At 34.6% G+C, this 13,055-nt stretch carries 11 protein-coding genes; 9 read left to right on the top strand and 2 right to left on the bottom strand.

The genetic code is table 11. The features are described 5' to 3' along the window. Positions 1-60 precede the first annotated feature (60 nt). The 3 genes from ALGA_RS03925 to ALGA_RS03915 all read left to right on the top strand — a co-directional run bounded on the left by ALGA_RS03925 (position 61) and on the right by ALGA_RS03915 (position 3,543). On the top strand, positions 61-1,770 hold the full coding sequence (locus ALGA_RS03925) for an efflux RND transporter periplasmic adaptor subunit (RefSeq protein WP_096428091.1): 1,710 nt from the start codon (positions 61-63) through the stop codon (positions 1,768-1,770). 70 nt (positions 1,771-1,840) lie between these two features. Continuing rightward, complete coding sequence (locus ALGA_RS03920; protein ID WP_096428090.1) at positions 1,841-2,701, top strand: BT1926 family outer membrane beta-barrel protein; 861 nt, start codon at positions 1,841-1,843, stop codon at positions 2,699-2,701. A gap of 71 nt (positions 2,702-2,772) precedes the next feature. After that, positions 2,773-3,543, top strand: a complete 771-nt coding sequence (locus ALGA_RS03915; protein ID WP_096428089.1) for a LytR/AlgR family response regulator transcription factor — start codon at positions 2,773-2,775, stop codon at positions 3,541-3,543. A 725-nt stretch (positions 3,544-4,268) separates the two neighbouring features. On the opposite strand, the gene metG is transcribed toward ALGA_RS03915, so the two are convergent. Beyond that, the gene (metG, locus tag ALGA_RS03910) at positions 4,269-6,311 is read right to left on the bottom strand and encodes a methionine--tRNA ligase (protein ID WP_262496493.1); all 2,043 of its coding nucleotides are present in this window, start codon (positions 6,309-6,311) and stop codon (positions 4,269-4,271) included. A 190-nt stretch (positions 6,312-6,501) separates the two neighbouring features. Between metG and ALGA_RS03905 the strand changes: the two genes are divergently transcribed. Then, entirely contained in the window at positions 6,502-7,425 is a 924-nt protein-coding gene (locus tag ALGA_RS03905; RefSeq protein WP_096428087.1) for a S66 peptidase family protein, read from the top strand. Between the two features lie 2 nt (positions 7,426-7,427). Beyond that, positions 7,428-7,793, top strand: a complete 366-nt coding sequence (locus tag ALGA_RS03900; RefSeq protein WP_096428086.1) for a YraN family protein — start codon at positions 7,428-7,430, stop codon at positions 7,791-7,793. Here the strand turns inward: ALGA_RS03900 and ALGA_RS03895 are convergent. Continuing rightward, positions 7,790-8,194, bottom strand: coding sequence for a response regulator (locus ALGA_RS03895; RefSeq protein WP_096433392.1), 405 nt, complete (start codon positions 8,192-8,194; stop codon positions 7,790-7,792). The two genes, ALGA_RS03900 and ALGA_RS03895, sit on opposite strands and share 4 nt — an antisense overlap. 1,155 nt (positions 8,195-9,349) lie before the next feature. Here ALGA_RS03895 and ALGA_RS03885 point away from each other — a divergent pair. The 4 genes from ALGA_RS03885 to ALGA_RS03870 all read left to right on the top strand — a co-directional run bounded on the left by ALGA_RS03885 (position 9,350) and on the right by ALGA_RS03870 (position 13,009). Then, a complete protein-coding gene (locus ALGA_RS03885) occupies positions 9,350-9,712 on the top strand; it encodes an MmcQ/YjbR family DNA-binding protein (RefSeq protein ID WP_096428084.1) in 363 nt (120 codons plus the stop codon). Between the two features lie 52 nt (positions 9,713-9,764). Further along, positions 9,765-10,946, top strand: a complete 1,182-nt coding sequence (locus tag ALGA_RS03880) for a C1 family peptidase (protein WP_096428083.1) — start codon at positions 9,765-9,767, stop codon at positions 10,944-10,946. Between the two features lie 217 nt (positions 10,947-11,163). After that, a complete protein-coding gene (locus ALGA_RS03875) occupies positions 11,164-11,718 on the top strand; it encodes an RNA polymerase sigma-70 factor (RefSeq protein ID WP_096428082.1) in 555 nt (184 codons plus the stop codon). A gap of 112 nt (positions 11,719-11,830) precedes the next feature. Continuing rightward, a complete protein-coding gene (locus ALGA_RS03870) occupies positions 11,831-13,009 on the top strand; it encodes a FecR family protein (RefSeq protein WP_162845380.1) in 1,179 nt (392 codons plus the stop codon). Positions 13,010-13,055 lie beyond the last annotated feature (46 nt).

The following is a 13,055-nucleotide window of genomic DNA, read 5'->3' as shown; positions in this document are numbered from 1 at the left end:
TAAAACGCTTAATATGTTTTATTATTAATGTGAATTTTTAATTATAAAACAAAAACCGTTATGAAGTTAAAATTTTTATCTCTTGGGTTGTTGGCACTTAGTTTTGTTGCTTGTGATTCTTACGAAGAGTCTGATTCTGTTGCTGCTATGCGAAATGCTAGAGCCGAAGTTTTCCAATCTGAAGCGGCTATTAACCTAGCAAAAGCCACATTTGAAGAGGCGAATGCTGCCTTTAGAAATGCTGAAGTAGCTTATAAGAATTTTGAAGCTGCTCTTTTGGAAGCAGAAGTTAAAGCTGCACAACTTGCGAATGCTAAAACTGAAGCTTTAGATGCAATGGAAATTGCAACAGCGCAAGCAGATTATGATTATGCTATGCTTGAGATGGCGAATGACAAAGTTGAGTTAGCTAACGCATTAATGAGTCTTGAAAATGCTAAAATTGTTTTGGACGGACAGAAGTTACAAGCTGAATATGCTTTTTCTGTTATAGCTAATGGTTTAGTTACTGATAAAAATGATGATTTAAATACTGCATTTGGTCTTTACACAGGTGCTTATGGAGATTGGGATACAGCAACAAATAATTTGTTAGATGCAAATGCTGATTTGGTTACTGACAAATATGCATTGGCTGGTTATAAGTATGCTTTTGACAATATGGATGTTCAAGGTGATAAAGAAGCAGAAATTGCTCTTTTAAAAACTTCTAACGCTGAATATGTTGCTAGCTTAAAAGTAGTAAGCGACTTAAAAGCAACCAATGATTGGGATGCTTTTATTGCTTCAAGAGATGCTAAGGTAGCTGAAAAGTTGGTAGCTGTGACAATTCAAACTAATATGACAAATGCTGATGTAGCTAGTACTATGGTTGCTGAAGATGCTGCTGCTGAAGCTGCTGATAAAGCTGCTACTGTTGCAGATGATGCTGCCGATGCTGTTACTGCTGCTGGTGATGTTGTTACTGCTGCATATGATGATATTACGACTTGGGTAGCAGATAATGCTGGCGCTGCTTCTAGCTTTGAAAAAGGTATTTATTTGACCGTTTCGGCTAGACAAAATGGTCTTGATGCTGCTAAAGATGCAACCTCAGCTGCTAAAGATGCTATGGATGCTAAGCAAGATGAACTTGATGCTGATGATTTAACTACATATGAGACAGAGTTATTAGAAGAAGAGTTAGCTGCTCTAACTGAAGATTATAATGATAAAAAAGCTATCTCTGATGCTTTCGAAGCTACTTTTGATGCTGAGGTTGAGGCATTAAATGAAGCGTTTGCTGATGCTAAAGATGCTGAAGATGTTGCTGGTGATCTTGCTAAAGATGCTACTGATGCTAAAGATGCTGCTGATGTAGTTGCTACTGATGCAGCTACAGCTGCTGATGCTGCAACTACTGCTGAAGCTGAAGCTATTTCTGTAATTAAAACAGAGATTGATCGTTTGAATGCTTTAGTATTTATTTATAATACTTCTACAGCAGAAACAACATCAGCGACTCTTGGCGATATGACTGATAACATTGATGATGCAATTGAAGCCTTAGAAGAGGATATCAAAGATGTTGAAGATGATATTTACGCTGCAGAGAAAACTCTTGCTGAAATTGTGGCTGGAGATTATGGTCAAGCTGAAGCAGTTCGAGATCAAGAATTAGCTATCGTGAAAGCAGAAAGTAACATTGAAACACTTAAATTATTGGTTGCTGAAGCTAAAGCTGACTTAGATGCTAGACAAGCTGAATACAATGCTTTATTAGAAGACTAGAGATAAAGAAAAAGGAAGTTTCCTCAGATAAGGAGGCTTCCTTTGGAATTAAAATTTTAAAACAAAGATTATGTATAGAAAAATTATTTCTTTGATTTCCTTATCTCTTCTAGTAAGTTCTGTTTCTTTTTCGCAAGTTACATCTGAAGATATCAACTCATATATACCAAAAAAAGGAAACCTAACAGTTTCGGCGGTATTGGGAAGTAATGATGTAACAGCTATAAATCCTAATGTTTTGCCTGACTTTGGCAGCAGTAGTTATGTTAGCAGGTTGGGAGCTGATGATAATTTCTCAACTAAGGAACCATCTTCAATTACCAATTTAGCAGGTGTTTCGTTAAACTATTTTTTAACCGATAAGATATCATTAAGTTTATTTGGTTCTTATGGTTTTAAATCGAAAGATGGGGCAGATGCTTACGAAGGAATCAGTGCTGCAACAGATTCAGATGGAAATCAAATTGCCGGGAGTGGAATTCCTGCGATACAAGGTACTCCAGAAACTAAGAATTATAAAATAAATATTTCTGCTGGTGCCGATTATCATTTTGATTTTAATAAAGATCAAAATGCTCTTAAAAACGTTGACTTTTATGCAGGTGCTCGTTTTAACTTCATGTACGAACGTTTGGAGAAAACTCAAATTTCGTGGTTACAATGGGATAATGGTGATTATATTCTAAATACAGATGGTGATACCGGAACAGCAACAGCTGAAGCTACTGGATTTGGAGGATCAATAGTTGGTGGAGTTGATTATTATTTCACGAATGCTTTATTCATTGGTTTAGAGGTTAATATAGTTAATTTCATGTATCAACATACCGAGACAGTGATTATGCCTGGTGTGCAAGGTGCAGATCAGAATACTACATTTGTGAATGCATTTTCTTATCCAAAATTAAAGATAGGATTTAAGATTTTCTAAATAAAAATGTGATTCTAAATTTTATAATTCCCGGTTTCTCATTGCTGTGAAACCGGGAAAATTTTTAAAACATGATCCTTACAGATAAAATTCGCTCACTTATTTTTCATTGCAATGAAAATGATATCAAGACAGTTGACGATTTGTTAACTGTTAATTGTGAGGATGTTATTGTTTTGGGAGGTCATACCTCAACTGATGGAATCGGAAAATTACTTGAGATTCATAAGCCTGATATTGTATTTATTAGTTCAAATCTGGCACAGGAGAGTTCATTTGATTCTATTCTAAAAGGAGAACGTAGCTTTGAAATTATTTTCATGACCGAAAATGATGAGTTTGCGATACAAGCCTTTAAATTTTCTGCTCTTTATTGCATAAGTAAACCATTCTCAAAAAAACAGGTGATGGAAGGAATTGTTCGTTTTAGACTTAAGTCTTCTCATCATGCTTTTAATCGATTGGAATCGTTATTTCTTGAAAAAAAGGACAATGAATATCGATTAGTTCTGCCTGATGCAATTGGCTTTAGGCTAGTGAATGTGAATGAGCTCACTAGGTGCGAGGCCGATGGATGTTACACCAAGTTTTATTTAATTGGGGAGGAGCGATGCGTTGTTTCTAGACCTCTTTCAAGCTTTATAGACTTGCTACCTAGGCATTTATTTTGTCGGGTTCATAACAAACATCTTATCAACTTAAATTTTGTAAAACAGTATGTGAAGGGACGCGGAGGTCACGTTATCCTTCAAGATGGAAGCAAAGTGGAGGTGTCTGAGAGAAAGAAGAAAGAATTTATCGAAAGGTTAAAATATTTTGCCTATTCCTTTCTGGAAGCGTAAAACCAGCTAATGAATAGTGCGTGTGCATGTTATTTTACATGATTTTCAATTTGAATGACTACTTCCCCAGAGGTCATTATTAGTTAAAACAATGTAGATGTAAATTTATCTTCATAGGAGATAAATTTTGGATTGCCCCGTTGAGATTGCTTACCTACATTCGTCAGAAATTTGATCGGAATCACTACAACAAATTACTACGGCAATGATTGAATGGATCAGGAGATAATTTTGCATCTTGTTAAAATCAGTCATAAATTTTAGTCAAGCGAAACAGGAAGATTTTTACATTCGTCCTTTTGTTATCCTTTTTCTCGAGCCTGAAGGGCTCAAATAGTTTAGCCAGGGGGAAATGAGGACAGCAAATGCCACTTTGGGATATTAATGTGGCGGTAAGTACCGGCGGAGGTGAAAAAAAATATTTGGAAAGCAATTCGTATTTGCATTGGAATAGCAAAAGGAAGATCGTCGAAGCTTGAAAAGTTGAAATCCGAACCTTGGGACTGTCCCGATAATTCGTGAGTTTAAGCTTGATTTTAGGAAGGTTTCGGGAGTTGAGATAAGCTTTTAGCTCCTAAAAGTTGTCATGTTTTGATGAATAGTAGCTTTTTTAGAAAACCTCACTCTTAATTTATCTTCTTGAGGAGAAGGAAATTGGAACCGAAAACAGAAAAGAGAATGCCCTAATTTTGGACACTCTCTTTTTTATAATCTTAAATAAGGCCTTATCTAATTTCAGAACCTGGTTTTATGGCTTGGTCAGGAGAAACAAATGATAATTTACCATCGGCATCTTCAGCCATCAAAATCATCCCTTGAGATTCAATTCCTTTTAGTTGTTTTGGTTCCAGATTTACTAATACACTAACCTGTTTTCCAATGATCTCTTCAGGTTTGTAGTGTTCTGCAATACCCGAAACAATTGTTCTTTGGTCAATTCCTGTATCAACAGTTAACTTTAGAAGCTTTTTTGTTTTGGCCACCTTTTCAGCAGCAGTAATTGTTCCTACACGAACATCTAATTTCATAAAATCATCAAAGTTGATGTTTTCTTTTACCGGAGCAACAATTTTTTTCTCTGCATCATTAGCCGCCTTTGTAGCCAAGAGTTTATCAACCTGAGCTTGTATTGTTTCATCTTCAATTTTTTCAAAAAGTAAAGATGCTTGATTTATCTGGTGGCCATCTGCAATAACCTTGGCACCAATTTTTTCCCAGGCAATAGGCTCAATATTAAGAAATTTACGAAGCTTGTTTGCTGTGAATGGTAAAAAAGGCTCGATTAAAGTTGTAAGATTAGCCGTGATTTGAAGACTAATATTCATGATCGTCTTTACTCTTGCTTCATCCGTTTTTATCAACTTCCAAGGTTCGGTATCGGCTAAATACTTATTTCCTAAACGAGCTAAATTCATAGCTTCTTTTAGAGCTTCACGGAAATGGTAAGTTTCAAGATTCTTTTCAACATTTTCTTTAAATACTGGAATTTGAGCTAAAGTTTCTTTATCGAAATCGGTCAATTCTCCTTGTGTAGGAATAATTCCAGTGTAGTATTTATGAGTAAGAACCAAGGTGCGATTCACAAAATTTCCAAGAATCGCAACCAACTCATTGTTGTTTCTTGCTTGAAAATCCTTCCAGGTAAAGTCATTATCTTTTGTCTCCGGAGCATTCGCAGTCAAAACATATCTAAGAACGTCTTGTTTGTCAGGAAACTCTTCTAAATATTCGTGCAACCAAACCGCCCAGTTTCTACTCGTCGAGATTTTGTCACCTTCAAGGTTTAGGAATTCGTTCGCAGGAACATTCTCTGGTAATATATAAGATCCTTCAGCTTTTAGCATTGCAGGGAAGATAATGCAATGAAATACAATATTATCTTTTCCAATGAAATGAACCATTTTGGAATCATCAGCTTTCCAGTATTTTTCCCAATCGGGAGTTAACTCTTTTGTTGCTGAAATATAGCCTATTGGAGCATCAAACCAAACGTATAGTACTTTTCCCTCAGCGCCTTCTGCAGGAACAGGAACACCCCAACTTAAATCGCGGGTTACCGCTCTTGGATGTAATCCTGTATCTAACCATGATTTACATTGTCCGTAAACATTGGGTTTCCACTCTTTATGATCTTCTAAAATCCATTTTTTTAGTTGGTCCTCATATTTATCCAAAGGTAAATACCAGTGTTTGGTTTCCTTTAATTCTGGTTTATTTCCAGTAATGGCGGAAGTAGGATTAATTAAATCGGTTGCATTTAGAGAAGTTCCGCAACTTTCGCACTGGTCACCATAAGCACCGTCATTGTTACAATGAGGACAAGTTCCCGTAATGTATCTATCGGCAAGGAATTGATTTGCTTTGGAATCGTAATATTGCTCATTTGTTTTCACGATAAACTCACCTTTGTCATTTAATGTCTTAAAGAATTCGGAGGCTGTTTCGTGATGTATCTTTGAGCTGGTTCTTGAATATACATCGAAAGTAATTCCAAATTTTTCAAATGAATCTTTAATGATATTGTGATACTTGTCAACAACATCCTGTGGGGTAATTCCTTCTTTTTGCGCCTTAATAGTAATAGGGACACCATGCTCGTCAGAACCTCCAATTAGCAGTACATCCTCTCCTTTCATTCTAAGATATCTTGTGTAGATATCTGCAGGAACATATACTCCTGCTAAATGACCAATATGAACAGGTCCGTTTGCATAAGGTAAAGCCGTAGTTACAAGTGTTCTATTAAATTTCTTCATCTGAGATTTTATTTTATTTAAGGAATTGCCTTTTATTGTTTTGAGATGAAGGATTCCTCTGTTATTTTTGTTTACTAATTATTGCTCAAAATTGCGACTTTAGGTCGAATTGTTTGCAAAGATAAGATAGAATTGGCAAAAACGTAGTTATCCATTTGTATTTTATTCTTAATTTGTGCTTACTTCAAAAAACTAAAGAGATATGTATCAACCGGCTGCTTTACTAATAGGAGATAAAATTGGGATTGTTTCTCCTGCAGGAAAAATTGATCCTGAAAAGGTTGGAATTGCCGTGGGGAAAATTGAAGATGCTGGATATAAAGTTGTTTTAGGGAACCATGTTTTTGATGAGGAAAATCAATTCGCAGGTAGCGATATGAATCGGTTATGTGATTTGCAACTCATGTTAGATGACCCTGAAATAAAAGCGATTATTTGTGCCAGAGGTGGATATGGGAGTGTGCGAATATTAGAGCATCTAGATTTTGATTTGTTCATTCGTAAGCCTAAATGGCTGGTCGGATATAGTGATATTACTGTATTTCATAGTTATTTGAATAATATATTAGGTGTAGAAAGTTTACATGCTACAATGCCAATTAATTTCCCTACAGATAATTTTGATGATAAGTCTACCATAACACTTTTCCAATCATTAACAGGTGTTTTTGAAAACTATGAAATTTCTTCCCATCAATTAAATCGAAATGGAATAACAGAAGGAGAATTAACAGGAGGGAATTTATCGATTTTATATAGTTTGCGTGGCACGGCATTGGATTTTGAAACGGATGGGAAAATCCTTTTTATTGAAGATGTTGGAGAAGAGTTATATCATCTGGACCGAATGATGTTGAATTTGAAAATGGGTGGCAAATTATCAGAACTTCAAGGCTTGATTGTTGGAGGAATGAGTGATATGAAAACTGGAAATCCTGATTTTGGAAAAACAGCCTATGAAATTATTCTAGAGTCCATTGATAATTATTCTTATCCGGTTGTTTTTGATTTTCCCGCAGGCCATATCAAGGAAAATTGGGCATTACCATTTGGCCGATTTCTAAAATTAGATGTAAGTGAAAAACGAGTGAAATTCACCTGGGATAAAAGTTCTGTAATCAATTAATTATGGCCGAGCACAATGATTTAGGAAAATTAGGTGAAGATGTTGCAGCAAAGCACCTTCTAGAAAAAGGCTATAAAATCCTAGATCGCAATTGGATTTATCAAAAGAAGGAATTGGACATTGTAGCCTTAAAAGATGATATATTGATTGTGGTGGAGGTGAAATCGAGATCTACCGATTATTTTGAGCATCCGGCAGATGCCATTACCTTATCGAAAATAAAGCATTTAGTAAACGCAACACAAGGCTATGTCGATTCAAAAGAAATTGAACAAGAAGTAAGATTTGATGTTATAAGTGTTATAAAACGAGATTCAAAATTTGTTATTGAACACATCGAAGATGCATTTAGTGCACCTGTTGACTAATCTGCAAGATATTTATCGATAGTTGATAAAAGTTCTTCAAAACGAATTGGTTTGGATAGATAATCGTCACATCCGGCATCAAGAATACGTTCTTTATCACCTTCAAGGGCATATGCCGTTTGTGCAATAATTGGAATTTGTTTATGGTTTTTTTTAATTCTTCGAGTGGCTTCACAACCATCCATTATTGGTAATCTTATATCCATTAAAATTACATCAATATCATCAGAGCTTTCTATGATATCAACAGCTTCCTTGCCATTTTTAGCCCACAACAGTTTGGATTCAGTTCTACTAAGAGCTGCATCAAAAAACATATTATTTATCTCTTCGTCTTCAACTATGAGAATTCGTTTGTTTTTCCAATTATATTTTTCAGCGTATCCTGTCTCTTTCATCATTACATTTATATATTCAATACTTTTCTTAAAATAAATATACGCAATTGAATTAAGTAAAAAAAAAATCATTTGCATCATTAGTCAAAAACACCTTACTGCTTTTTGCTTAAATAAGAGTATGTAAGGGATTTATAATAGGTCTTGTGAGGGTAAGTTGTGGCCTGATTTAAGCAGGAAGGAGCATTAAATTTTGAATGTTATTATTTTTTTTTTTGAGCAAGATGATTGATTAAATTGTAAGTGACTGAGAATTGAAAAATGGAACCTGTATGAGGATAACTTATTGCATTAATTTCCCTTTTCATCAGCAATACCAATTGTTTGCAAATTGCCAGGCCAAGTCCTATTCCAGTATCCTTAACTTTAAAAATATCGCAAAATATTTTGTGAGATTTTTAGTTTTCCGAAGGTTGGTATGGTAATTTTATGCTCTTTTTGAAATTCTTCAACCAAGATGGTGAAGTATTGTTCAGTACATAGTTGGTTTAAATTTTCAAGTATACTTTAACGGATGAGAAAATTCAACAGTACCCAAATGTTTATTTTTATATCTGAATGGGTATATAATTCGATAGTCTGTAAATAGTTTTCCATTTTAAAATCCTTTGATATTTGTTTGTTGGATGTTTGCAAGCTCTACCGAAATTTGATTATCGAATAAATTAGTTCCAAATTGATTGATTTGATATAAAGCAAATGAATTGTTCTCCATCTTGTAAATGTATTTAAAATTTTCGGATTCCGAGCTTGTTAAGCTTCTCATAAATATTGCCGTACATGTTTATGATACTGTCTCTAATTAGACTAATATTCTCAGGCTTGCTTGAATAGACTCTTCTCATAGCGTCAAGGAATTTGTTGTTATTTACCTCATAATTAAAGATGTATTTTGATAATTCCTCTGAGTATGCAGTTACACAGTTGTATGATCTTTTATCTCGGAAATTTTGGATTGATTATAAAGGGGGAGGACAAATTCTTTAAAATAAGAAGAGATCCAATCAACAGCCCAAGAGGAAATGAAAATTATCATTAGTTTAGGCTTCTCAAAGCAAATACTTTTAATACTTATGAAAACAGGAATTTAACTTGTGTTCAAAAGTATTTATATTTGTTTGCCTCAGGTTTGGGTAAAACTTAACAAAGTATTAAATAATGAATATTGAAGAGTTAAGAGAGTATTGTCTTTCAAAAAATGCCGTAAGCGAAGGATTTCCTTTCGATGAGGAGATCTTGGTTTTTAAGGTGCTTGATAAAATATTTTTACTCACAAATATCAATAGTGAGCTAAGAATTAACGTGAAGTGTGATCCGGAAAAAGCCATTGAGTTACGAGAAAGGCATTCATCAGTACTCCCTGGATATCATATGAATAAAAATCATTGGAATACGGTTGTAATTGATGGAAGAGAATCTGATAAACAGTTGAAGACGTGGATAGATGATTCATATGATCAGGTTGTTGGAAAGATGACTAAAAAGAAGCAAATGGAATTAGAAAATTTGAAATCAACTTAATAAATGAGTTCCTTTAGATATTAATTACTAACAACACATACTAACGAATACGATGAGAAAAATATTTTTTACAATCATTATTGTGGCCTTTTTCAGTATAAACCTGACCATGGCACAAGAAACAACAAAAGAGGAAAAGGTTTTTACTACTGTGGTAGATATTCCAACTACATCGGTTAAAAATCAGCAAAGTACTGGTACTTGCTGGTGTTTTGCCGGAATTTCATATATCGAAACAGAATTGCTTCGCTTGGGAGCGCCCGAAATTGATTTGTCGGAAATGTATATTGTTCGATTGGCTTATACCGAAAAAGCCAAAAGGTATTTTCGTTATCATGGCAAAGGAAATTACAGTGAAGGAGGGCAAGCTCATGACGTTCTAAATGTCGTAAAAGAAAATGGCTTTGTTCCTGAAAGTATTTATTCCGGGAATAAGTATGGCAGCGATTTTCATATCCATAAAGAGATGGTGCAATCGACGAAGGCTATGATGGATGAAATTGTTAAAAATCCAAATAGAAAAATTACACCGGTTTGGGAAGAATCTGTAAATGCGGTGTTGGATACTTACATGGGAAAGACTCCAAGCAGTTTCGAATTGGAAGGAGTTAAATATACACCAGTTTCTTATGCTGAAAAACTAGGTTTTGATGCGGATGATTACATTGAATTGACTTCATACAATCATCATCCTTTCTATGAGATGATGAATTTAGAAATTCCTGATAACTGGTCGGATGATTTGTATTACAATGTACCAATGGATGAGATGATAGATGTTATTAATTATGCTCTAAATAAAGGGTTTTCAGTTTGCTGGGACGGAGATGTGAGCGAAAAAGGCTTTTCTCACCGAAATGGTTATGCTGTATTGCCAGCAAGCAAAACAACAGATATGACTGATTCGGAAATTGCGAAGTGGGAGAAAGATCTTGCGAAAAATGAAAAGGAAACTACTAAAAAAGGTGTTGAGCCTGAGGTAGATCAAAAGCTTCGCCAGATTACTTTTGATAATTATGAAACAACAGATGATCATTTGATGCACTTAACTGGAATTGTTAAAGATCAGGATGGAACGATTTATTACAAGACAAAAAATTCATGGGCTGCTAACAGCAATGAGTTTGACGGATTTTTAAACATGAGCGAAGCCTACGTGAAGCTAAAAACAGTAGCAATAATGATTCACAAAGATGCTGTACCTAAGGAGCTAAAAAAGAAATTAGGAATATAATATAATATGAATTATATACTTAGGGTGTCCAATGGGCACCCTTTTTTATTATCCGGAAATACTGAAAGTTAAGTCTCCGTTAGTTATACTGAATTATTAATATTTAAGGAGTTGTTTAAATAATAGATCTAAGAAGTTATTTCATAATATGCATTATTCTAAAAAATAATTTATACTATTGTTAGCCCTATTTTAATATTATTAACCACTACGACCCATGAAAACCTTCGACCAAACTTTCCTGAAGTTATTTAGGAATGGTAATCAGAACTCATTTAAAGACTTGTACAATAAGTATTTTGATGTCCTTTACCTTTTTGGTCATAAGTATATTTTGGCACAAGATATTGTTGAAGATATAATTCAGGAAAGTTTTATTAAGGTTTGGGAAAAACGAACCTCTTTTTATCACGAAGCCGCGTTACGAGCATTCTTGTACAAAACAGTCCGTAATTCCTGCTTAAATCAAATTGAACATCAAAAAGTTCGCAAATCTTACGAGGGGCAGGTAGATAAAAATATATGCGATGATAATTATTTTCTTCATAATGTGATTGAAGAAGAGGTAAACAGAGTTGTTGCGGAAACTGTTCAGAAATTACCTGAATCAGCCAGATTAATTTATTTATTAAGCTTAAAGGGATTGAAGAATGCTGAAATAGCTGAAGATTTAGATATTTCCATTAACACAGTTAAAACGCAAAAGCAACGAGCAAGCAAGTTTTTAAAGGAGAGTTTAAAGGATTTGTTTACGATACTATATTTCATCTAGAATATGAAAATAAGTAAAGAATGAAAAAAGGGTAATAAAAGTTAAAACTTTTGTCACCCTTTTTTTCATGTTACCTGTTATAGTACTTGTTAATCACACACAGAATATTGATATGAATAATTTACCATCTGGGTTTAAAATTGCAGATTTAATTGTGAAGAGGCTTGAGGGGAAACTTAACGCAGAGGAAGAGCAATTTTTGGAAGAATGGAAATACGCGGAGGAGAAAAATCTTGTTCTTTTTCATAAACTTTCTCAAAATCCGGAGAAACAGTACTTCAAGAGAGAATCAAAACTTGAAGGTGCAAATAAAAAAGATGTTTGGGATCAAATCCAAACTAGAGTAAAAAGAGACCGACGATTTCAAATCAAGCAACAGATAATGAAGCTTGTTGCCGTGTTGGTTTTTGCCATTAGTGTTGGTGGTTTTTTGTATACTATTAGCGAGAATGCTGTACCTGATGCTCCAGCGACTATCTTGCCTGGTAAGAATCAAGCCTTGCTGGTTTTAGGAGGTGGTGAGAAATATCAGTTGAGTGAAAGAGTGGAGTTGGAAGAAAAGGGTATGCAGATATCTAATCATTCAAATGAGCTGGTTTATAGTAAAGGATCTGAAAATGCAAAAGCCGATCAGATAACATACAATACTCTAATTATACCAAAGGGCGGTGAATATAAACTAACACTTTCAGATGGTACAAAGATCTGGTTGAATTCAAATTCAAAATTAAGGTATCCTTCTCAGTTTGGAACAGGTGTTCGAAAAGTACAATTGGAGGGAGAAGCCTTTTTTCAGGTAGCCAGAGATGTGGAGCATCCTTTTATTGTTGATGTTACAACGGCAGAAGTTAAAGTTTTGGGAACATCCTTTAATGTAAATGCATATAACGATCAGGATGAGATTTTCACCACTTTGGTGGAAGGAAAAGTGGAGGTAAATGATGACTTCCGGGGAACCAGTCAGGAGTTGTTACCGAATGATCAATTGTGTTTTAATAAATTGAATGGTAAAACTTCGAAAAAGGTTGTTGATACGCGATTGTATACAGCATGGAAAGATGGACGCTTTGTTTTCGAAAATAGGAGTTTGGAGGATATAATGATTAGGCTGTCGCGATGGTATGATGTTGATGTGTTTTTCTTAACGAATTCAATCAAACAATTAAAATACACTGGTGATGTTGCCCGCTATGATGACATAAACAACATTCTTGATATGATAGAAGTAACTGAAAAAGTAAAATTCACAATAAAAGATCGCAGTGTTATGATCGAAGAAAATAGTAAATAAAAAAAAGCCGGAGTTTGCAGCCACAAACCCCGGCAAAGTCAATAAA

The sequence above is a fragment of the Labilibaculum antarcticum genome (assembly GCF_002356295.1).
GTDB classification, from domain to species: domain Bacteria; phylum Bacteroidota; class Bacteroidia; order Bacteroidales; family Marinifilaceae; genus Labilibaculum; species Labilibaculum antarcticum.
The sequence above is the reverse complement of the archived record's forward strand: the minus strand, read 5'-3'. Positions and strand labels throughout refer to the sequence as shown.

What these genes read in the sequence shown, in the direction of transcription:
- ALGA_RS03915 (WP_096428089.1), top strand. Translation starts at nt 2,773, where the DNA reads ATGATCCTTACAGATAAAATTCGCTCACTTATTTTTCATTGCAATGAA.
- ALGA_RS03895 (WP_096433392.1), bottom strand. Translation starts at nt 8,194, where the DNA reads ATGATGAAAGAGACAGGATACGCTGAAAAATATAATTGGAAAAACAAA.
- ALGA_RS03885 (WP_096428084.1), top strand. Translation starts at nt 9,350, where the DNA reads ATGAATATTGAAGAGTTAAGAGAGTATTGTCTTTCAAAAAATGCCGTA.
- ALGA_RS03875 (WP_096428082.1), top strand. Translation starts at nt 11,164, where the DNA reads ATGAAAACCTTCGACCAAACTTTCCTGAAGTTATTTAGGAATGGTAAT.
- ALGA_RS03905 (WP_096428087.1), top strand. Translation starts at nt 6,502, where the DNA reads ATGTATCAACCGGCTGCTTTACTAATAGGAGATAAAATTGGGATTGTT.
- ALGA_RS03870 (WP_162845380.1), top strand. Translation starts at nt 11,831, where the DNA reads ATGAATAATTTACCATCTGGGTTTAAAATTGCAGATTTAATTGTGAAG.
- ALGA_RS03900 (WP_096428086.1), top strand. Translation starts at nt 7,428, where the DNA reads ATGGCCGAGCACAATGATTTAGGAAAATTAGGTGAAGATGTTGCAGCA.
- ALGA_RS03920 (WP_096428090.1), top strand. Translation starts at nt 1,841, where the DNA reads ATGTATAGAAAAATTATTTCTTTGATTTCCTTATCTCTTCTAGTAAGT.
- ALGA_RS03880 (WP_096428083.1), top strand. Translation starts at nt 9,765, where the DNA reads ATGAGAAAAATATTTTTTACAATCATTATTGTGGCCTTTTTCAGTATA.
- ALGA_RS03925 (WP_096428091.1), top strand. Translation starts at nt 61, where the DNA reads ATGAAGTTAAAATTTTTATCTCTTGGGTTGTTGGCACTTAGTTTTGTT.